The following is a 22,073-nucleotide window of genomic DNA, read 5'->3' on the forward strand; positions in this document are numbered from 1 at the left end:
TCTGAAAATAAATCTTTAAATTTATCTTGTATATTTGGAAGAAAAGAATCAATATAATTAATGGCTAAAATTCCATCTTTTAAAAGATATAAACCTTTTTTTCTTGAATCAATTTTTCTTTTTTCAATTAATCCTTTATCCTCTAAATTTGTAATGTATTTAGTAACAAGAGATCTTTCTATTTTAGTTTCTTTAGAGATTTCATACTGGCTAATTCCAGGATTATGATAGATAAGCTTTAAATAAACACTTTCCATTTTTGTTATTTCTAGATTTGATAAAAGATAACTAAATAAAAAATCTATTTCTTTGTTAATTGAAGAAATTAAATAAATCGCTCCCTCATGTGTTTTCATGATATACCCCTTTTAGTAATTTATACATATATAATAAACTATTTAAAATAAAAATGAAAGGGTGAATAGTTCACGGTTATCCATTCTAACTATTATTTTAAGATAAAAAGTTTTAAAATAACAACAGGTGGATTAAAAAATATAAATGGAGGGGAATTATGAAAAAAAATCTGATTTATTTAAGTGCAATTTTTGCTGTAACTACAATGGCTCAAGGAAAAGAATTAGTTAATTATCCTAAAGTGGAAATAGTAGAAGTGGAAGATGTAAATATTATAAAGGAAGAAACTACTTTTAGACCAAGTGGTTATTTAAGAATAGAGTATAAAGGTTATGGTGAAACTGAAGGACATGGTGATGGGTTGGAAAATAGCTTTTCAGACACCTCAGTAGACCCAAGTATAGCTCAAGATGAATGGAATAGAGGAGCTAATAACTATTCTAGATTGCAAACAACTTTTGGTGTTCAAGCAACTGAAAAAATTCTTTTAGAAGGAAGAATAAGAGACTATAATAATTTAGAAAGAGATGATGAATCTAAAGATAATAGTGCTAAAGATGGAACGGAAACAAGAATGAGATTATATTATGCTCATAATAATTGGCTAACTTCTAGAATTGAATATTATAATCAAGAAAATGATGATCAAGAGTTAGAATATCAATTAAGAATGGATTTATATAAAAATAAGGGAGCTTTTGTAGAGAAATTAGTTTTAGCTCCTAAGTACTATCACCTATTCCCAAATTCTAATGGTGGAAACTATGTTAATGCTATTGGAGCAGATTTAGAATATGCAGGAAATTTACCATTAGGAATAAAATGGGATGGTACACTTTATTTGGATTATTACTTCTATAACCAAGATATCATAACAGGAAGTAATGGAAATGATAAAGAGGATAAGGAACTTGTAGTAGAATGGGAATTTTATTTACGTAGACATTTTGAATTATATACAGGAAATAATTATGGAATTAATCTAGATTTTGAAGGAGGATATGACCCATATGTATTTAGACAGTATGATAGATATGGATTTGATAGTAATAAAAATTCATATGTAATGAAAAAATCAAAAAATACGTATGAATTATATGGCCAACTAGCTGTATCAGCGGATTATAGAGTAACAGAAAATTTTGTAACTACTGTAGGAGTTGGAGCAGAATATAGAAACTGGGATAATGTAAATCAAGATTCAGCTTCAGATTGGAGATGGCAACCATTTGCTTATGTAGCGATGAAAACAACATTTTAAAAGCTTATAATCTTAAAATCTGAATAAGGATTTTAATTTTTATAGAAAGTGCTAATTTGAAAGGAGCTTAACTTTTGTTAGGCTCCTTTTGAATTAATAATATATTTTTTAAACTATAATATATAATAGCAAGAGCTTCTCGACTAAATAAACTGACTTTGCTTTTTAAAGGAGTTTTAGCATATATAGGATTTATTTTATAATTTAATGAATTTGCAAAAAATTTAACTCTATACATATGGAAATCATTGCTTATAACGCCAATATTTTTTATATTATTTGGAATAAGTTTACGAGAAAAAATTAGATTTTCTAAGGTTGTTGTAGATTTATTTTCCTCAATGATATTATTTTTAGGAATAGAATGTGAAAGAAGATAATTTTTCATAGCTTTACTTTCACTAATAATTTCATCTTTTCCTTGACCACCAGAAACAATAAATATAGTATTAGGGTATCTTTTGTAATAATCAATAGCTTTATCTAATCGATATTTTAAAACATTTTTAGGTTTATTTCCTCGTAATCCGGCTCCCAAAATAATGATATAATCATTTTTTAATTCTAAATTTTTTGAATTATGTATATCTGTGATAATAGTTCCTAAGCTAATAATAAAAAGAGTAACTCCGATAGTAAAGCAAGTTTCAATAATAGCTTTAAAAATTTTATTACCATTTAGAATAAAAAAATGATAGATAATAAAAAAGAGATAGACGAAAAATAAGATATTAATAAAAAAAGATGAGGGGAAAATATATTTATAAATTCCTAGACTTATTACAATAATTAAATTAAACAAAACTTTAAAAATCATTTAAATTCCTCCTAATAATATATACACAAATTCTACCATTATTTTACTATTTTTTACAACATAAGTGGACAAATTTTAAAAGAGTATTGACTTTTAAAAAAATATAAGATAATAGATAAAATAAAGAGGAGAAATAAAAATGATACATACCATCTTTATTATAATAGCAATATTATATTCTTTTAAAGTTCAATCAATTTTATTAATTATTTTATCTTTAATCTTTTTAGGGATTTTTATTTTTTCAGTAAAAAAATTTAAAACTCTAAAAAACACCCTAGATATAGCAATAACCGGAACTAAAAAATCTTATTTACTAGTTTTTATATTTGCTCTTTTAGGGGCTCTTTCGGCAAGTTGGTTTATCTCAGGAACAATTCCAGCTTTAATATACTATGGGATAAAAATTATAAATCCCAATTATTTTTATGTATTTTCATTTTTAATAACTTCTTTATTTTCTTTTTTAATAGGAAGTTCTTTTGGAACTGTAGGAACTATAGGATTAGTTATGGTATCTTTGGCTAGGGGGGTTGGTTTAGATATTTATATAGTTGCAGGAAGCATAATATCTGGAGCTTATTTTGGTGATAGAGGATCTCCAATGTCATCTAGTGCTAACTTTGTATCTATTTTGACAGAAACCGAGATATATAGCAATGTTAAAGGTATGTTTAAAGCTTCAATCCTTCCATATTTAATAACATTAAGTTTGTATTTTTATTTAGGTAGGAATATTGAATCAAAATTTATAGAAAATAATATTTTAACTTTGTTGAATCAAAATTTTTATTTAGATTTTTTGGTGTTTATTCCGATGATTTACTTAGTAATAATGTGTCTTTTGAAAAAGAATATTAGGCACACAATATTAGTAAGTATTTTTTTAAGTTTAATTATAGGATGGTTTTTACAAAACTATGAAGATAGAAATTTTATTAAAGTATTAATTTATGGATTTAAGCTTCCAATTGAAAATGAATTATATAATGTAATAAGAGGAGGAGGAATATTTTCAATGGGAACAGCTATGGTTATGGCTTTACTTTCTTGTGGTTTAGTTAATATAGTTGATAAACTAGGAATATTAAAATTGGTATCTGAAAAAATAGGAGTTGTAAAAAGTGAATGGAAAATATATTTATATACAATAGTAGTGGCAATTTTAACAGCTGCTATTAGTTGTAGTCAATCTACTTCTATACTATTGACTTCTCAAATTATGAAAAAGATTTATAAAAAAAATGGATTTACAAAGGAATTATTGGCTTTAGATATAGAAAATAGTAGTGTTGTGTTAAGTTCGTTAATACCATGGAATATAGCAATTACTGTACCAGCTTTGATGTTGGATATTTCTGCAGTAAAAATAATACCTTATTCGCTATATCTATTTATTTTACCAATGATAGTAATGATATTAAAAATAAAAAAACTGAGTCAATGACTCAGTTAAAATTTAAAAATTTGTAAAAAAGCTATTAAAATAGGTATTGTAATCAAACTAAAAATAGTTGATAAAAGAGAACAGCTCGATGTTATTAAAGGATCTTTATTATACTTTAAAGAATAAGCAATGACAACAGATGCTGTTGGAGTAGCCATCATAATAGTTATAACTCCTAAACTAACACTAGATAATTGAAGAATACCAAAGAAGTTAGCTCCTAAAATAATAATCAACACTAGAAAAGGAATTAAAAGAGTTTTTATAATAGAAAATTGCCAAGCTATAGAATTTTTCAAAGATTCTTTAATAGGTAATTCAGATAATTTTAATCCAGCAGCTAACCATGCTAATGGTGAACATAAACCTGCTAAAAAAGCTAAAGGTTTATATATCCAAAAGGCTGTTTTATCAATTCTTAAAATAGGAAATTTTTGTCCACTTATGCTTACTTGGGGAAGATATTCTTGAAACACCCAAATGAAAAGACCTATGAAAGTTGCTAAAATAACTGGATTTAAAAACATAGATTTAAGATTTTTTTTATCCATTTTAATACTAGACATTTTAATAAAACCATAAGAATAAAGTAAAACTCTGTACGGTATGGAAAAAATTGAAGAATATATAACTCCAAGATCGCCATATAAAGCTTGAGCTATTGGGATTCCAAAAACAGTAATTCCACCAAAAACAGACATAATCTTTAAAGTTAATTGTTTTTCTAAATCTAAATTTTTGTAGAAGATATTACCAATGGCCATTAAAAAAAGATGAATTAAAAAACTCCAGATTAATATGTTTATCCCATTAACAAAAGTTTCTTTGTCAAAATCTTTCATAAAAGCATTAAAAGACAAAGCTGGAATAGAAATTGTTAATATAATTTCTCCTAATGGTATAGAGAAAGAGCTTTTTAGTTTATTGCTCTTTCCTAGATAGAAACCTAAAATCATAATAGAAATCGATGATGACATAACCCCAATAATATTTTTATCGGATAGTACAGAAATAATAGTATTTGTTGTATTCATTAATTACACTCCCAGAAAAATTATTCAATAATAAGATTTTTAACTTCCATATTAAGAAAATTAATTAAATCATTAGGACTAATTTTAATTTGTAGTCCTCTTTGTCCCCCACTTATAAATATAAAATCTTTTTTTAGACAACTTTCATGTATTAATGATAGGTGTCTTTTTTTTATCCCAATAGGAGAGCAACCTCCTCTTATGTAACCTGTTTTTTCTTTTAATTTACTAAGTTCAAGCATATCTACTTTTTTAGACTGAACAATTGAAGCAACTTTTTTTAAATCTACTTCATCACTTCCAGGAATACACACAATGAAAAGTTCATCTTTGTCATTTGTAAGAGCTAGTGTTTTGAAAACCTTAGTTATATCAGCTCCAGTTTTTGAAGCAACACTGACAGCGCCTAAATAATTTTCATCAATATCGTATTCAAAAATATCATATTTAATTTTAGCTTTATCGAGCTCTCTCATTGCATTAGTTTTTTTTATAGCCATATTATAAACTCCTTATAATTTATATCCACATATGTTGTATAAAAAAATAAGAGAGACCTCTTAAATTGGAAAGAATTTATTACATACAGCATATATGGCAATTTTATGAATTAGTTCTAAAAATAGACTGTGGTGTTGTAATCACTTTATTAGATTCATCACTACCGAATTTTTATACATTGAATTATATCACATATATATAACTAAAATAAGTAAAAAATATACAAAAGTTGCTTTTTGTTGTAAAACCATTTATAATATATTATCAAAATTTAAGGAGTGATATATAAATGAAAAAAGGGATACTGATGTTATTACTTCTATTATCTTCACTGAGCTATGCAAGTTGGTGGGGAGGATTAAATGGAGGAACAAGGGCTGCTATAGTAACAGGATCTGCCTTAATTCTAGGATCGCAATACAACCAAAGTGAATATAGACATCAACAAGATTTAAGAAGATTAGATACTCAAATACGTAGAGGATATGAAAGGCAAGCTGTAATAGAGAATGCCAATAGAAAATATGGAAATATAGGGGCACCTCAAAATTTCTATGGAAATCCAAGTCCAAATTATCAACAATATAATCAAGGAAGAAGACAAGGAGCTAGAGTCATATATTCTGATCAAAGAAGTCAAATTTTAGAAATGGCTGATGGAACAAGGGTAATATTAAATCAATAAAAATAAGTAAAAGGAGAGTTGAAAAACTCTCCTTTTATTATTAAGAAAACATATTAACAAAGACTGTTATAATTGATGCGTTAACAAAATCTATGAAAAGAGATCCAACTAATGGTAGAGCAAAGAACGCTGTAGGAGAAGGACCATTTGCAGCTGTAAAAGACTCCATATTAGCCATAGCGTTTGGAGTAGCTCCCATTCCGAATCCACAATGTCCCACAGCCATAACCGCAGCATCATAATCTTTTCCCATAACTCTAAATGTTACAAAATATGCATATAAAGCCATAACGACTTTTTGTGCTAAAAGAATTGCTACAAGCGGAATAGCTAGTGCAGCTAACTCCCAAAGTCTCATAGACATCAATGCCATAGCTAAGAAAAGTTGTAATGCAATATTACCAACAACATTAATTGCATTTAATGGGATTTCTATTTTAGCTCCATCAGCAATATTTCTTATAATTGCAGCAACAATCATAGGACCTATATACACAGGAAGAACAATTCCTAAATTTTTAGCTAATGGTGTTATAAATCCACCAATTCCCATGGCCAAAACAATGTAAACAATACCTCTGAATAATAAATCTTCATTTAAAAGTAATTTTGTATCAGAAGGATTTTCATTACCATCAAGAAACATCTCTACTTCTCTAGGAGATTTTAAATTATGTTTTGCCATAAGTCTTTTTCCAACAGGACCACCAATTAGACATCCAGCAACTAATCCAAAAGTTGCTGAGGCGATTGCAACAGACATAGCACCAGTAGCACCAGCAGCTTCAAGAACAGGACCAAAAGCTCCAGAAGTTCCGTGACCTCCAGTAAGAGGAACAGAGCCAGCAGCGATTCCAATTAAAGGATTCAAACTAAATACTTTTGCTAAAGAAACGCCAACAACGTTTTGAATAACAACAAGTATAACTGCTACAAGTAAAAAAGTAAAAACTTGAAGACCACCCTTTTTTAGCATTTTTAAACTTGCTAAAAATCCAATTGTGGTAAAAAAAGCTACCATTAGAAGATTTTTTAATGAACCATCAAAATCAAAAACAAAAAGTTGCATATTATAACCAATTAGAGAAACAATAGAAAATATAACTCCTCCAATAACGGGAGCCGGTATAAAGAATTTTTCAAAGAAATATACTTTTCCTTTGATCCATCTTCCAATTAATAACAAACAAACTGCTATTGCTAAAGTTTCTGCCATATTAAATGTGTGTGTGAACATAAATTTTTCCTCCTAAAAAATGATTTTTTTACTTACTTTTATATTAATAATTGTACACAGAGTGTATAAAATATACAAATATAAAAAAAATATACAGCATATTCATGCTGTATATTAATTATTTATTATATGTATAATCGATTCATTTTATATATACAAGTCTAATAAGTGCTCAATAATAGAGTATTTTCATTAATAATATTTTTTGTATTTTGTAATAAAACCTCTTTAGAAAAAATTGGGCCATCGTATACAAAAGTATGATATTCACCATTTTCTCCACAAACATCAGAACCAGTTTTTTCTATTTCTTTTAAAAGTTCATGAGTTAAAGTTTTTCCTAAAAAATCAGCACTCATATTATTTAAATTAACTTTTTTAATAATAGCTTTATATCCTAATTCTATAAATTCCTTAACTAAAGCTTCACGATTTCCTTGCCATAAAGGGAAAATAGCTTCAAGATTGGTATTTTGGCATCTAATTTCTCCCCATTCTCTATGATGAGCAATATCAATATCGCCAAAAATACATGCTTCAGCCCCTAAATTTTTCATATTTTTTAAAGCTATTTCAAAAGTATTTTCATAATTTTCACCATCACACTCAACCAGTAGCAAAGGTATATTAATAGCTAATGAAACTTGTTTCAAAAGATCAGATGAGATATCATGAAACCAAGAATCTCCCTTGTTTTTATTTATTGTTGTCATAAGAGCAATTGGTTCATAGCCTAATGAAATTGCTTTATGTAAAGATAACATACTATCTTTTCCCCCGCTGAAAGAAACGACAACTTTTATTCCCATAATAATCCTCCAAAAATATTTTATCCGTTATATAAATATTATAAAAAAATAAATTGATAAAAACAAGATAAATTTATTTTGAAAATATAATATCTTGGTATTTATTATTATGTCTTTTAAAATAAGCTTTTCCGAAAGAACAGATTGGAATGATTTTTAAATTATTTAATTTAGCAAATTCTATAAATTTTTCTGTTAAAGTAGTTGCTAAATTTTGATTACGATATTCTTCCTCAACCCAAGTAGAACTTAATTTAAGAGTCTTTTCAGCAGAGTTAATAGAGTATGTTAATTCTGCAATTTCTATATTTACACCATTAGTTATATAAAACTTTGAATTCTTTTCATCGTGTATAATTTTCATAAAAACCTCCTTAAAGTTATTATAATTTGATTTTACTCAAAAAATGTTGATATCTTTTAAAATAAAAGGAAAAATCTAGAAAAATAGTAGAAAAATAAAAAGAGAAAAGGAGTAAAGATGGATTTAGTAAATGAAAATTTAAATACATGTATAAAGAAGATTGCGATACCTTCTAGTATTGGTTTTTTATTTAATACATTATTCAATATTACTGATACATATTTTACAGGGTTTATAAGTGTTAAAGCCTTAGCTGGTTTGTCATTATCTTTTCCTGTTTTTTTTATTTTGATTTCTTTAGGGTCTGGAATGGGAATGGGATTAAGTGCTTTAATTTCAAATGCTATTGGTGAAAAAGATAAGGATAAAGGAATAGAATTAGCAAAAGATGGAATCTTAATAGGAATCCTAACAGGATTATTTATTAGTGTAATAGGTCTTAAATTTAATAGGCAACTTTTTTTACTAATGGGAGCTGGAGAAAAAGAGTTGTTATTAGGAATGGAATATACAAAATGGATATTTATAGGGGCTGTATTCTTTTGTTTAAATTCTATATTTAATGGAATATTAGTAGCTCAAGGTAATACAAAAGTTTATAGAAATTTTTTAATTATAGGATTTTTAGCTAATGTAGTATTGGACCCATTTTTTATATTTGTTTTAAAAACAACAACAGATGGTGTAGCAATAGCTACAGTATTAATACAGTTAGTAGGAAGTGTATATCTGTATTTTAAGGTAAAAAAATCTCCCTTAATTTTAAAACAAAATTATAACATAAAAATTCCAAGCATAAAAAATATTAAAGATATTTTAAATCAAGGATTGCCAGCAAGTTTTAATATGATGACGATAGCTGTAGGAGTTTTTGTGATAAATCATTATATACAAAAAGTAGGTGGGAGCTCAGCTATTGCATCATATGGAATATCAACTCGTATAGAACAATTAATATTATTACCAGCGATTGGTTTAAATAGTGCAGCTTTAAGTATAAGTGGTCAAAGTTTTGGTGCAAAAAAATTTGATAGAATAAAGCAAGTTTTTATTAAGACGATGTTTTATGGTTTTGTAATAATGACTATCGGGATGCTAAGTATAAGTTATTTATTACCTTATTTATTTAGTGTATTTACTAAGGATTTAGAAGTTGTAGAATATGGAGTAAGTTATTTTTCAATAGAGAAATTTACGTTTAATTCATATATTTTAATAAATATATGTGATGCGGTTTTGAGAGGTTTAAAATTTCCTAAATTTTCGATTTTAATTGGAATATATCGGCAATTCTTAATGCCTATATTGTGTTTTCCTATATTAATAAAGATTTTTCAAGGTATTCAAGGTATTTGGATAGGGATTTTAATTATAAATTGGAGCGCAGGTTTTTTATTCTTAGTATATTTTATATTTGTATATAAAAAAATAAAAGAAAAAAGGAAGAGTTGATATGTTAGCGTAGATAAAAATATAAACCTGTAAAAACAAGAGTTGAGGAGGTAAAAAAATGGCATACAAAAAATCATTTTCAGAGGTAGAAAATAAATATTGGGGAGATTATAAAGTAAGAATGTCTAAAGCTCAAGGAGCTGAAGATGTTAAGAAAATATTTTCAATGATAGTAGCTGATATGGTAAAAGAGATTGAGCCTAGTTTAGATCCTATTTATGGAGAGTTTAATGGTGATTTTGAAATAGAAATGATTGGTGATAAAAAATATAGAGTAGCTCCTAAAATAAAAGAGGACCCAGCATACATAGAGCTAATTGAAAATTCAGATTTACCTGCAATATTAGATAAATATGCAGAATTAGCGGTAAACAAAATAGTTCATTTATCTGGAAAAGAACCAGAGGAAAATGGAAAAAAAATAATTCATTAATAAAAAGAGACCTCTTTAATAAAGAGGTCTTTTTTAATCACTAAATTCTATAAAATAATTAAAAAGCTTTTCTTAAACCAAGTTTATAAAACATTCTGTCTTTATCATCAGATTTTTTTCCATCGAATGAGATATTTTTAGCTGATTGCCAGTAAACTTCTCCTACTAATGTCAATGTAGGGTCAAATTTATAGCTAAATGTTGTACCGATTCTAGTTTCGTCTTTATCTCTTGTCTTACCATTGTTGCTTCCACTTAAAGAAGATGATTCTTTTCCTTTTTCTTCATAGTGTAAATCATATCTGATAAATGGATTGATAGCTAACTTATCAGTTGCTCCCCAGTTATATCCACCTCTTAGTTGCCAACGCATATATTCAGCTGAATGTTCAAGATATTTATATTCATTGTAAAGTGATGCCCAGATAGAATCTTTATTAGGAAGAGTTTGTCTAACTCCAATTAATTGAACTTCTTGGTACCAATCACCATAGTAATAATTAGTATCTAAATCTCCTTTTTTATAACCTGAATCTTTTCTAGATTCTTGTTTTGTTTCAGTAAATAGTGGTCCTGTAAATCCACTTAAATAAAGATTAGTAGTGCTAGTTATTTTATAATTCATATCTGGAAAAAATCTTAGGCTAAGATTTCTTTTCGTTTGGCTACTTGAAGAGTTATCATTTATAGACCATTGCTCATATCTGAAACCAACTTTAGGATTAAAAGCAAAGTCTCCATTTTTATAACTATAACCACTTGCGAACATTTCGAATCTATCTCTTTGAGTTTTAAATCTAGCATTTGTACCTTCGGCTCTTTCTTTTCCATATTGATCTTGATACATATACTTAAAATCAATTTTCAATTTAGTTCCATCTAGTGGATTAAAGCTTCCACTAATATAAGGCATAAATACATCACTTCTGTTATAGTTATTTGTTCCTTTATCATCGTATTGCTCATTTTCAAAACCGATTTCAATTGTTGCTGCAAAAGTTCCTACAGATAAAATACTTGCTAATAATAAAATAATTTTTTTGGACATTTTGTCTCCCCCTTGTTATTTTAATAAATATTGCTTAATGTTTTAACTATTTTTATATGAATTTTTTACAAAATGAATGCATTTTTTTGCAGATTCAATATTGGAATTTTCCAATAAGATATCAATCTTTAAATTATATTTTTTGATACATTTCATTAAAGTATCTATATCAAAATTTCCTTGTCCAATAGGAACAATTTTAAAAATATTGTTTTCTACTTTAAAATCTTTTAAGTGAATTATTGCAATTTTATCAGCAAAAAGTTCGAAAGATTTTTCTATTATTTCCTTTTGGTTGTGAAAATTAGTTATATTTAAAAAATTAACAGGATCAAATATAACTTTTAAATGATTAGATACAATAGTTTTTAAAGCTAGATTCATTTTTTCAGGAGTCGATATAATATCTTTTGAAACTCCTTCTATAGCAACTAAAGTTTGAGTTTTTTCAGCATGTTTAACTATTTTTTTTAGAGTATCTAGAAAAATATCAAAAGCCTCCTGAGTATCGTTTAATGGTGTGTATGTATAGTCTGTAGTTAAGCAACCAGTTTCAGTTCCAACGATACACCCAGGAAAGTTTTTAGAGAAATCCAAATGATATTTAAACTTTTCAATCTCCTGATGTCTTATATTGTCATCAGGATTTCCCATATTTATGTAACATCCTAAAACGGATAGATTAATATCTTTATTTTCTAAATTATTTTTTAAATATTGAGACAACTCACTATTTAAATTTTCTTTTGAAATATTAAAATCAATAAAAGATTTTCCAAGAGCCAATTGTATGCACTGACCATCTAAAGTTTTAATAGTATTTAATAGTTTTGGAAAGTCTATTAAAGAGTACTTACCCATGTCGTGAGCTCTAATTCCTATTTTAATCATAAGTATTTCTCCTAAGTTGTTTTTTTATAAATTACATTTTATCATACACTGAATCGCCTTCAATATGCTCGCCATGAATATATCCCCCATTACTAATATATTTTGGGATAGAATTAGATTTACCTTTTAAAGTTGCATCTAAAGTTACTAAAGCAAAAGCTTCGGGGGAATCAATTCTTGAGTTTAAATATCTTGCATCTTCTACAAAATAACCATTTTTAAATTTAGTATTAACTATATTATCTCCAATAACTTTTGCCATTTTTAAATAGCTATCATTTTTTGTAATCTCATATAAATCAGTCATTAGTAGTAATGCGTAAGGTGACGAATTTTTAGTTTTGAAATCTAATTTAATGTTTTGACCATTAGTTGTTCCAATATCACCAAGAGAAAAAGTTTTATCACTCATTACTCTAGCAAGATTCCAAAGATCAATATCTTTAGATACTTCATAAGATCTGATAAGGGCGATAGCATATTCTTCAGTGGCAGGCTTTGTTTTTGTTAATTTACTCCCCTTTTTTCCATAATATCCGTCTCTAATTAAAGTATAGTTAGTTAAATCAGTTCCATCATTCCAAACAGGTTTAATTTCGCCAGTCTCATAATCAAAAGATATTTTATAGAAGTTTTTAAGAGTATTTATTGACCAGTTTAAAAGTTCTTTATCACCAGTTTTTTTATAAATTTCAGTTAAAATTAAGGCGTTATCTACTATAATAGCCTTTGCATTTCCTTTAAATAATGCATTTCCTTCTTTTGCAATATCTCCAAACTCTGGTCCAAATTGTCTATAGGCTCGATCACCGTATTTAGAGTTAGTATCAGAATCTGATTTAGGTGGCCATTCTCTTTTCTTAGGTGATGAAAATTGATATACAGGAGCTCCAGTTTTAGGATTTTTTGCAAGTTCATATTGTTTTAAAAGTGTTTTCGCCCAGTTAGTCATATCAGGATTATTTTCAAAACTATTTAAAATAAAAGCTGAATACACTAAATCAGAACCAGCATTAATAAATGTTAATCCTTTTGTTTCTGGGAGTATAGGTAGATTTTCAGTGATTACAATATCTATTGGGGTATTATTTTTAAAGATATTTGTATCTAATTTTTTATTATAACTTCCGTGTCTTCCCATATCTAAAGTTTCCCAATCTTCAATATGACCATTCCAAAAAGCAGTAACATAATTTTTAGTATTTATTGGATTTACTTCATATAAGAATTCGTAATATGGAAAATGATTTTTTAATTCGTGAACTTGATTTTTATCTTGAGGCCCCTCTAATTTAAGAGTATCTAAGTTGATAAATCTATGACCTCCCCAATAGTAAAGTCCATTTTTATCAGTAAAGTTATCTAAAAAATAGTTTGTTGTATCAAGTGCAGTATTTTTATATTGTGAGTCTCCTGTAACCTCAGATAAAATAACTAGAGTTCTTAAAAAATTTTGCTGGTTTGCAAAGTTAGAGATTTTAACTTTTTCTCCGTTGGGATAAATCCATTCGACAGGTTTTTCTGTTATAGTATTGATACCGTCAGCTAAAAGTGGTGTTGGATTAACCTTACTTTGACCATTAGTAATTATATTTTTATAAAAAATTTTAACAGTTTCAAGTCGAGCTTTATCATTTTCAGTGTAATCTACTTTTCCTAGGGCTAAAGTTGTTAGCCCTAAAAAAAGTGAAAGTTTGAAGGTTTTGTTCATATATTCCCCCTAGTTATTCTCTTTTAAAAACTCATTTGTTACATTAATAATTTGATTAGAAGCATCTTCAGGTGAAAGCTGTTTATAACCTAATTTATCTATAATATCTTTTAAAGCTACATGTAACTGCTTATGTTCAAATAGAGGATGTATACCTTTACCAGCAAAATCAATAACTTTATTGTTAGCTTCTAAAATGAATGAATCCAAAAGGTTATTTTCTTTTAAAGTAGTAACAGCAGAAGTATTAGCTGGAATTCCTCTAGACACTCCAAGAATTTTAACAGCTTCAGGATCAGATATTAAAAAATTAAGTAATTCAGCCGTTTCTTTTGGATATTTAGTATTTTTATTAATTGCAAAAGCCATAGACACTTTTGAAAACCCAGATTTGTGGAGTCCGAAATCTTTTGGGTACTCACCAACAACAAGTTCTTGTCCTTCTTCTAAAGAATCTCTCCATTTTAAAGAAGCGCTATCCCATTCATAAGTTCCACCAAATTTTCCAACAATCCAAGATGGATGTTGATCAAGTTGAATATTTCCAGCGGCAGCTCGATCTTCTAAAGAAGGAATGGTTTTAGTATTAACTAAATTTAAGTAAAAATCAGCAGCATTTTTTAGCTCTTGTTGACTATAAGCCACTTTATTATTGACAATAAATGGTTTTCCAGTTTCTTGCTCTAGTTTATAAAGCATAAGAAGAAGAGCACCATAGTAATCAGATTCAAATCCAAAGTAATCAGGACCAAGCTTCTCTTTCATTATCTGAGTAGAAGTAACAATATCTTGGAAACTTTTAGGAAGAGGTAAGCCAACTTTATCGTAAGTTGTTTTATTGTACAGAAAGACTCTTCCGGCAACTCCATAAGGAATAGCATTTAATTTATTATTAATAACACATTGTTCTAAAATATTTTTATCATATTGATTCAAATCAAGGGTAGTAGATAAATCATTTAGGTTATAAAAACCATCTCCATTTTTAGAAAAAATATTTATCCAGTTCCAGTTAATTTGTATAAGATCAGCGGCCATATCACCAGCCATTTGAGTAGTGATTTTTTCTTGCCATCCTTGCCATCCACCATATTCTGATTTAATTTTTATATTAGGGTATTTTTCTTCAAAAAGTTTTAAAGCTTCTATAGTTTTTTTGTGCCTATCATCCCCACCCCACCACGAAACTCTTAATGTTATATTTTGGTTACTTGGAGTTGAAGAGGATATATTTTCTTTATCTTTGTTACATGCTGTGAAAATAGATAATGCAGTTAATGATAGAAAAAAGACTTTTTTATAACTCATAGATATTCTCCCTATAATATATTTTTATTGGTTTTGAGATAAAAATTCATTAGTGATAGATATGATTGATTTAGCTGTTTGTTCAGCATTTGCTTGACCATATCCAAAAGTTTCGATTGCACCTCTTAGATCTGTATTTAATTTTTTATGTTCAAAAAGAGGGTGTATACCTTTTCCAGCAAAATCTTTAACAGCATTATTAGCTTCAAAAGCTAAACCAGTAAGTTGTCCATTACTTTCTAATACCTCAACAGCAGTAGAATTAGAAGGGATTCCTCTAGAAGTTCCAAGAATTTTTACAGCTTCAGGATCTGTTGTTAAAAATTCAACTAAAGTAGCAGCTTCTTTTGGGTATTTTGTATTTTTCTTAATAGCAAAAGCCATAGAAACTTTATTGAATGCAGATTTATTTTCTCCAAATTCTGTTGGAAAGTCAGCTAAAACTAATTTTTGATTTCCTTCAAGAGCATCTTGCCATTTTTGAGCGGAACTATCCCATTCATATGTTCCTGCATATTTACCTTGAATCCAACTTGGATGTTGATCTAAAGGAATGAATCCAGCAGCAGCTCTAACTTTTAATGATGGTAGAGCGTTTTGTTCAACTAGATTATTGTAAAAATTAATAGCCTCAACGAGTTCTGCTTCTGTATAAGCAACTTTATTATTAACGATAAATGGCTTTCCAGTTTCTTGTTCTAATTTATAAAGCATAAGAAGAAGAGCTCCATAAGCATCAGTATCAAAAGCATAATAATCATTTCCTAATTTTTCTCTAATAATCTTAGCTGATGAAATCATTTCATTGAAGTTTTTAGGAATTGAAAGGCCGGCTTTAGCATACGTAGTTTCGTTTATATAAAATACCTTTCCAGTCATTCCAATTGGAATAGCATTTAACTTCCCATTAACAGAACACTGATTAAGTATATCAGAGTTATAATTATCAAGATTAATAGTGTCTGAAAGTTTATTTAAATCATAAAATCCATTTCCATCTTTTGAAAAAAGATCAATCCAGTTCCAGTTAATCTGCATAACATCAGGTGCAGTATTTCCAATTATTTGAGTGGTAACTTTTTCTTGCCACCCGCTCCATCCACCGTACTCTCCTTTAACTTTAATATTAGGATATTTTTCTTCAAAAAGTTTTAGTGCCTCTAATGTTTTTTTATGTCTATCGTCTCCACCCCACCAAGACATTTTTAAATTCACAACTTTAGAATTAGCTGAAGAAATTGTCGGATAGGACATCCCTACAACAACTGAACCTAGTAAAAGTAATTTTTTGAAATCCATAAAATATACCTCCCGTATTATAAAAAATTTTCTCATTGAAACTTGTTTATTAGTATGTTAACATTCTAGGATACAAGTTAAAATGTATTTACAATTAAAACATACCTTAAAAAAATAAAAAAGTCAAATTTTTATTATGTTTTTTTTAAATAAAAAGTTCTAAAATAGAATGAATCAATCGGAGGATTATCATGTTAAAAGAGAAAGTTGAAGGGTGGAGTTTAGAAAAAAAGGATGTGAAAAATTTGATATTATTAGCTAGCCCAATAATATTATCAAATTTTTTACAAAACTTATATAATCTCGCCGATTCATACTATATGGGAAAAGTAGGCGGAGTAGAATTAGCTACTTCATCTTTTACAAGTCCAATAACCCAGATGATAGTGGGAATAGGCAGTGGGTTTGCAGTAGGTGGAGGAGTAATAATAAGTCAGCTGGTAGGAAAAAAAGATAAGAAAGAAATCCTAAAAACAAATAGTCAACTATTGAGTATAAATATATTGGTATCTTTGTTTATAACAATATTATCATTTATTTTTTGTGAGAAAATATTGAAATTTTCAGGAGCTGATGGAGAGTTGTTGGAAAAAAGTAGTTTGTATATAAAATTTATTTTTTTAACGATTCCAATGACTTTTTTAGTATCAACATATATAACAATAAAAAATTCAAAAGGAAAAAGTATGAGTCCTTTATATTTAATAGCATTTTCAACTATTCTAAATATATTTTTAAATTCTTTATTTATAAATAAATTTAAATTAGGATTATATGGAATTGGATTTGCAACCTTAATAGCAAATGTAATATTAGGAGGGTACTGTACATATGAACTTTATTTAAAGCGAGAGATAAGTTTAGAATTTTTAAAAATTAAAAAAGATATTTTTTATAGAATATTGAAGTTAGGAATTCCATCATCGCTTACAACTATTACCAATTCATTAAGTTTTATAATAATAAATATTTTTGTTGTTAAATACGGAACAGAAGTTTTAGCAGCTTACGGTGTAGGAAACAGAATTAACAATATAATTTATGTATTAATAAATGGAATAGGAACAGCAGTAGCTATTTTAGTGGGACAGAATGTTGGAGCAAAAAATATAAAAAAAGCAAAAAATGTCCTAAGAACTGGAATTGTTTGCGGATTATTTGTAGGAATGGTATCAATGATTGTTGTATTTTTAATTTTAAATCCAGTTATAGATATATTTACTAAAGATATAGAAATAAAAAAACACTCAATAAATTATTTGAAAATTATGTTGATAAGTGTAATTCCTTGGGCTATATTTCAACCGTTAGCAGCAGTATTTCAAGGAACGGGACATACTAAATTTGGAATGTATTGTCATTTTGGAAGGGTTTGGATATTTAGGGTTCCTTTTATACTAATATTTGAAAACTTATTAGTTTTATATGAATTTTCAATATGGTATTCTATGTTGTTTAGTAATCTTTTTGCACTAGTGTTTTCGTTTGTTTTATATAAAAGAGTTGATTGGGAGAAAAAAGTATAAAACCTACCAAATTTAAGGTAGGTTTTATTTGTAATTTAAGATTTTAGGAAATAATCAGGATATTTTTCAATTAAATATCCAATTTTATTTTTAAAATTTGAAAGATGTTTATCAATCATTTCATCGACTTTGTTAATGTCGCCATCTCTAATTATATTAATAATATCTTTGTGTTGATCAAGTGTCGGAATTAAATTTGTTTTTTCAATAGCATCTAAAAACCTAACACGATCATAGTGAGTACTTAATGATTGAACAGCCTCCCAAACTCTTTCTTTTCCAACTTCTTTATAAATGATTCTATGAAAATCGTTATCTAAGAAAAAAAGTTCTGTATGATCCTCTTCAATTTGAGCAATTATATTTTGAAATTTTAAGTTTTTTTCAAGCTCTTTAATAGCTTGGTTTGAGAAATTTGTTGTAGCGAGTTTTAGAACTTCTCTTTCGACGATTTTTCTCATGAAAAAAGCCTCTTCAACTAATTTTAAATCAATTAGAGATACGAATGATCCCTTTTGTGGATAAACATCCATTAGTCTTTCTTCAGATAATTTAACGACAGATTCTCTAATAGGAGTCCTACTAACACCTAAAGTTTCACCGATATCAGATTCGCTTATCCCAGTTCCAGGTTTAATATTTAGAATCATTATATTTGTTTTTAAAACTCTATATATAAAATTTTTAGTATTCTCGCCAAATTGACGATTAACTTTTGATAAATTCAAAGTACACCTCCAACAGTTCTTTATATTCTATTTTTATTATACCAGAAATATTAAAATGTGCAAAATTTTAATATAGCAATATCAATAAAAATAATATTTTACTAACATTATAAAAACAAAAAATACTATATATATACAAAAAAAACTATTTTGAAATAAAAAAGTCTTGACTTTTTTAAAAATGTTTACTAGGATACTAGTGTAAAATAATTAAAGGAGGTAACAAAATGGATTCTATAAATACAAAGTCTAGAAAGTATATAAGTAACTATTTAAAAAGTTATAAACCATATAAGGGAAAGTGGTGCTATGAAGATGGATGTTTATTACAAGGGGCAATGTTGCTATATAAAACAACGAAAGAAGATGAATATTTAAATTTTGTATATAGTTATCTTGATGATTTTATAGATGAAGATGGAGTTATAAAGGGTTATGAGAAAAATGAGTTTAATATAGACAATATAAATGCAGGAAAAGTTCTATTTGATGTTTATAATTTTACAGGGAATGAAAAATATAGAAAAGCAATTGAAAAATTATATGAACAAATTTTAGAACATCCAAGAGTTCCACAAGGGAATTTTTGGCATAAAAAAAGATATGAAAATCAAGTTTGGCTAGATGGGATGTATATGGTTGAACCCTTTTATATAAGATATGAGACAGAGTTCAATGGAAAAAGAAATTATGGAGATATTTTTAAACATTTTATTAATGTTAGAGAAAATATGTTTGATGAAAAGTTTAAATTGCATTACCATGGATGGGATACAGCTAAAAAATGTAGTTGGATAGTTCCAGAAACAGGGCTTTCTAAAAACTTTTGGTTAAGAGCCATCGGATGGCATTTAATGTCGATAGTTGATACTTTAGAATATATGTCAGAAGAGATTTTTAATGAATATAGAGGGCTTCAAATCTTATTCAAAGAGGCGATAAAAGGGGTAGATGAGTACAGAGATTTGATGAAAAATATGTGGTATCAGATTGTAGATAAAAAAGAGATGAATGGAAACTATCTTGAGACTTCTGGATCTTTAATGGTAGCCTATGCCATGATGAAAGGAGCAAGATTAGGATATATCGGTGAAAGGTACTCAGAAATTGGAAAAAAGGCTTTTGAAGGAATTTATAAAGAATACTTAAGAGAAAAAGAAGATAAAAGTTTATCTTTAGATGGAATTTGTTTAGTTGCAGGATTAGGTGGATTTGGTGGTCAAGAAAGAGATGGAAGCTACGAATATTACTTATCAGAGCCTATTGTTTCTGATGATGTAAAAGGCAGTGGAATATTTTTGATGACATATAGTGAGTATTTATATTTAGAAAAGGATGTGATGAATAGTGAAAAGTAAACAATTTAACGGATATTTATTTATAGCTCCATGGATAATAGGATTTTTAATTTTTACAGTTTATCCTTTTATTTCATCACTTTGGTTAAGTTTTACAAATTACAATTTATTAAGTGCACCAAAATTTGTAGGTCTTTCAAATTATATAAAGTTATTTAATGACCCTTTATTTTTAAAAACATTGTCTAATACCTTAAAATATGTATTTATAACAGTTCCTATAAAGTTAGCTTTTGCATTATTTATAGCAAACATTTTAAATTATAAATTAAAGGGAATAAACTTTTTTAGAACGGCTTATTATATACCATCTATATTAGGAGGAAGTGTTGCAATAGCTGTTTTATGGAGATTTTTATTTTCAGATCAAGGATTAATAAATATAATAATTGGATATTTAGGAGTTAATCCAATTTCATGGTTAGGAGATCCAAAGTATGCATTATTTACAGTAAGTCTTTTAAGAGCTTGGCAGTTTGGATCTGCAATGGTGATATTTTTAGCAGCTTTAAAAAATATACCAGAAGAATTATATGAATCAGCTAGAATAGAGGGAGCTTCACAAACAATGATGTTTTTAAATATAACAATTCCGATGATATCACCAGTTATATTCTTTAACTTTATTATGCAACTTATTCAAGCTTTCCAAGAATTTAATGGACCTTATATTATAACAGGTGGTGGACCACTTAACTCAACAAAATTACTACCACTATTAATATATGATAATGCATTTAATTACTATCAAATGGGGTATGCTTCAGCGATATCATGGGTATTATTTTTAATAATAATGATATTCACACTATTTTCATTTAGAAGTCAAAAATATTGGGTACACTACTCTGATAGTGGGGAGGAATAAAAAATGGAAAATGTAAAAAATATAAATATATCAATAGATGAAATCTCAGATGATATCAGAAAAGAGAATCAATTAAGAGCAAGAAAAAGAAATATAATATCAGGTATTAAAGTTGGATTGAGATATTTAACTTTAGCTATTGTTGGAATAGCTATGCTCTATCCTTTAATTTGGTTACTAGGAGCTTCTTTTAAAACAAATGCTGATATTTTTACAAGTATAGGATTTATACCTAAAGATTTTAAATTTGATTTTAGTGGATATGTAAATGGATGGAAAACGTCAACGGAGTATACATTTACAACATATTTTTTTAACACCTTTAAAATTGTTTTACCAAAAGTTGCTTTAACAATTGTATCAGCAGTTTTAACAGCTTATGGTTTTGCAAGATTTAAATTCCCAGGGAAAAAGATTTTATTTGGAATTTTGATATCAACTCTTTTACTACCAAATGTAGTTTTAAGAATTCCACAATTTTTAATGTATAAAAACTTTGGTTGGTTAGATACATATTTACCTTTATTTATTCCTGCAGCTTTTGCTACAGATACATTCTTTGTATTCATGTTAATACAATTTATAAGAGGGTTACCTAAGGAGATTGAAGAGGCTGCTTGTGTAGATGGATGTAACTCTTTACAAACACTTATTTATATAATGGTTCCTATGCTAAAACCAGCAATAATATCTATTGCACTATTTCAATTTATGTGGACTATGAATGATTTTATGGGGCCGTTAATCTATTTATCAAGTGTTGAAAAATATCCAGTAGCATTGGCATTAAAAATGTCTATGGATGTAAGTAGCAGTGTAAACTGGAATCAAATTTTAGCGATGTCAATAATTGGATTAGCACCTTCATTAATTGTATTTTTCTGTGCTCAAAGACACTTTGTAGATGGAATTTCAGCTGGAGGAGTAAAAGGATAAGAG

Annotated in this window: 22 protein-coding genes; 9 read left to right on the top strand and 13 right to left on the bottom strand. The window is 27.6% G+C overall.

Annotation, left to right across the window (positions count from 1 at the left end):
* Positions 1-356: MarR family winged helix-turn-helix transcriptional regulator (locus HMPREF0202_RS02115; protein WP_023051732.1), on the bottom strand; the 356-nt coding region annotated here is incomplete at its 3' end.
* A gap of 158 nt (positions 357-514) precedes the next feature.
* Here HMPREF0202_RS02115 and HMPREF0202_RS02120 point away from each other — a divergent pair.
* A complete protein-coding gene (locus tag HMPREF0202_RS02120) occupies positions 515-1,618 on the top strand; it encodes a FomA family porin-like outer membrane protein (protein WP_023051733.1) in 1,104 nt (367 codons plus the stop codon).
* 67 nt (positions 1,619-1,685) lie between these two features.
* On the opposite strand, the gene HMPREF0202_RS02125 is transcribed toward HMPREF0202_RS02120, so the two are convergent.
* Entirely contained in the window at positions 1,686-2,435 is a 750-nt protein-coding gene (locus HMPREF0202_RS02125) for a YdcF family protein (RefSeq protein ID WP_023051734.1), read from the bottom strand.
* A gap of 139 nt (positions 2,436-2,574) precedes the next feature.
* On the opposite strand from HMPREF0202_RS02125, the gene HMPREF0202_RS02130 reads away from it, so the two are divergent.
* Positions 2,575-3,882, top strand: coding sequence for a Na+/H+ antiporter NhaC family protein (locus HMPREF0202_RS02130; protein WP_023051735.1), 1,308 nt, complete (start codon positions 2,575-2,577; stop codon positions 3,880-3,882).
* Between the two features lie 5 nt (positions 3,883-3,887).
* Here the strand turns inward: HMPREF0202_RS02130 and HMPREF0202_RS02135 are convergent, their stop codons facing one another.
* Positions 3,888-4,916, bottom strand: coding sequence for an AEC family transporter (locus HMPREF0202_RS02135; protein ID WP_023051736.1), 1,029 nt, complete (start codon positions 4,914-4,916; stop codon positions 3,888-3,890).
* A 20-nt stretch (positions 4,917-4,936) separates the two neighbouring features.
* Positions 4,937-5,410 carry a Cys-tRNA(Pro) deacylase gene (gene ybaK / locus HMPREF0202_RS02140; RefSeq protein WP_040406116.1) on the bottom strand — a complete coding sequence of 158 codons (474 nt, stop codon included), beginning with the start codon at positions 5,408-5,410 and terminating at the stop codon, positions 4,937-4,939.
* Between the two features lie 296 nt (positions 5,411-5,706).
* On the opposite strand from ybaK, the gene HMPREF0202_RS02145 reads away from it, so the two are divergent.
* On the top strand, positions 5,707-6,102 hold the full coding sequence (locus HMPREF0202_RS02145) for a hypothetical protein (protein WP_023051738.1): 396 nt from the start codon (positions 5,707-5,709) through the stop codon (positions 6,100-6,102).
* A 40-nt stretch (positions 6,103-6,142) separates the two neighbouring features.
* Here HMPREF0202_RS02145 and gltS read toward each other — a convergent pair whose 3' ends face one another.
* From gltS to HMPREF0202_RS02160, 3 genes are all read right to left on the bottom strand, one after another.
* Positions 6,143-7,339, bottom strand: coding sequence for a sodium/glutamate symporter (gene gltS / locus HMPREF0202_RS02150; protein ID WP_040406109.1), 1,197 nt, complete (start codon positions 7,337-7,339; stop codon positions 6,143-6,145).
* Positions 7,340-7,500: 161 nt separating this feature from the next.
* A complete protein-coding gene (locus tag HMPREF0202_RS02155) occupies positions 7,501-8,148 on the bottom strand; it encodes a Dph6-related ATP pyrophosphatase (protein ID WP_023051740.1) in 648 nt (215 codons plus the stop codon).
* A 73-nt stretch (positions 8,149-8,221) separates the two neighbouring features.
* Complete coding sequence (locus tag HMPREF0202_RS02160; RefSeq protein ID WP_023051741.1) at positions 8,222-8,512, bottom strand: GNAT family N-acetyltransferase; 291 nt, start codon at positions 8,510-8,512, stop codon at positions 8,222-8,224.
* 117 nt (positions 8,513-8,629) lie between these two features.
* On the opposite strand from HMPREF0202_RS02160, the gene HMPREF0202_RS02165 reads away from it, so the two are divergent.
* Both HMPREF0202_RS02165 and HMPREF0202_RS02170 read left to right on the top strand, forming a co-directional pair.
* A complete protein-coding gene (locus HMPREF0202_RS02165; RefSeq protein ID WP_023051742.1) occupies positions 8,630-9,964 on the top strand; it encodes an MATE family efflux transporter in 1,335 nt (444 codons plus the stop codon).
* 58 nt (positions 9,965-10,022) lie between these two features.
* Positions 10,023-10,397, top strand: coding sequence for a hypothetical protein (locus HMPREF0202_RS02170; RefSeq protein WP_023051743.1), 375 nt, complete (start codon positions 10,023-10,025; stop codon positions 10,395-10,397).
* 58 nt (positions 10,398-10,455) lie between these two features.
* Here the strand turns inward: HMPREF0202_RS02170 and HMPREF0202_RS02175 are convergent, their stop codons facing one another.
* The 5 genes from HMPREF0202_RS02175 to HMPREF0202_RS02195 are packed head-to-tail and all read right to left on the bottom strand — an operon-like array spanning position 10,456 to position 16,654.
* On the bottom strand, positions 10,456-11,445 hold the full coding sequence (locus tag HMPREF0202_RS02175) for a hypothetical protein (protein WP_023051744.1): 990 nt from the start codon (positions 11,443-11,445) through the stop codon (positions 10,456-10,458).
* A gap of 42 nt (positions 11,446-11,487) precedes the next feature.
* Positions 11,488-12,336, bottom strand: a complete 849-nt coding sequence (locus tag HMPREF0202_RS02180) for a sugar phosphate isomerase/epimerase family protein (protein WP_023051745.1) — start codon at positions 12,334-12,336, stop codon at positions 11,488-11,490.
* A gap of 31 nt (positions 12,337-12,367) precedes the next feature.
* The gene (locus HMPREF0202_RS02185; RefSeq protein ID WP_023051746.1) at positions 12,368-14,047 is read right to left on the bottom strand and encodes a periplasmic pectate lyase; all 1,680 of its coding nucleotides are present in this window, start codon (positions 14,045-14,047) and stop codon (positions 12,368-12,370) included.
* 9 nt (positions 14,048-14,056) lie between these two features.
* Positions 14,057-15,355, bottom strand: a complete 1,299-nt coding sequence (locus HMPREF0202_RS02190) for an ABC transporter substrate-binding protein (protein WP_023051747.1) — start codon at positions 15,353-15,355, stop codon at positions 14,057-14,059.
* Positions 15,356-15,379: 24 nt separating this feature from the next.
* Positions 15,380-16,654: an ABC transporter substrate-binding protein gene (locus HMPREF0202_RS02195; protein WP_040406111.1), complete on the bottom strand. Its 1,275-nt coding sequence runs from the start codon at positions 16,652-16,654 to the stop codon at positions 15,380-15,382.
* A gap of 191 nt (positions 16,655-16,845) precedes the next feature.
* On the opposite strand from HMPREF0202_RS02195, the gene HMPREF0202_RS02200 reads away from it, so the two are divergent.
* Positions 16,846-18,180 (top strand): MATE family efflux transporter, encoded by a 1,335-nt coding sequence (locus HMPREF0202_RS02200; protein WP_023051749.1) that lies wholly within the window; start codon positions 16,846-16,848, stop codon positions 18,178-18,180.
* Between the two features lie 35 nt (positions 18,181-18,215).
* On the opposite strand, the gene HMPREF0202_RS02205 is transcribed toward HMPREF0202_RS02200, so the two are convergent.
* Positions 18,216-18,908: a GntR family transcriptional regulator gene (locus HMPREF0202_RS02205; RefSeq protein WP_023051750.1), complete on the bottom strand. Its 693-nt coding sequence runs from the start codon at positions 18,906-18,908 to the stop codon at positions 18,216-18,218.
* Between the two features lie 227 nt (positions 18,909-19,135).
* Here HMPREF0202_RS02205 and HMPREF0202_RS02210 point away from each other — a divergent pair, with 227 nt between their 5' ends.
* Genes HMPREF0202_RS02210 through HMPREF0202_RS02220 form a run of 3 tightly spaced genes read left to right on the top strand, consistent with a single transcriptional unit; the run spans position 19,136 to position 22,070 of the window.
* Positions 19,136-20,266 carry a glycoside hydrolase family 88/105 protein gene (locus HMPREF0202_RS02210; protein WP_023051751.1) on the top strand — a complete coding sequence of 377 codons (1,131 nt, stop codon included), beginning with the start codon at positions 19,136-19,138 and terminating at the stop codon, positions 20,264-20,266.
* Entirely contained in the window at positions 20,256-21,134 is an 879-nt protein-coding gene (locus tag HMPREF0202_RS02215) for a carbohydrate ABC transporter permease (RefSeq protein WP_023051752.1), read from the top strand. Before HMPREF0202_RS02210 ends, HMPREF0202_RS02215 begins: the two co-directional genes overlap by 11 nt.
* Positions 21,135-21,137: 3 nt before the next feature.
* Positions 21,138-22,070, top strand: coding sequence for a carbohydrate ABC transporter permease (locus HMPREF0202_RS02220; RefSeq protein WP_023051753.1), 933 nt, complete (start codon positions 21,138-21,140; stop codon positions 22,068-22,070).
* The last annotated feature ends 3 nt before the right edge of the window (positions 22,071-22,073 follow it).

The sequence above is a fragment of the Cetobacterium somerae ATCC BAA-474 genome, from assembly GCF_000479045.1.
Classification (GTDB): domain Bacteria; phylum Fusobacteriota; class Fusobacteriia; order Fusobacteriales; family Fusobacteriaceae; genus Cetobacterium_A; species Cetobacterium_A somerae.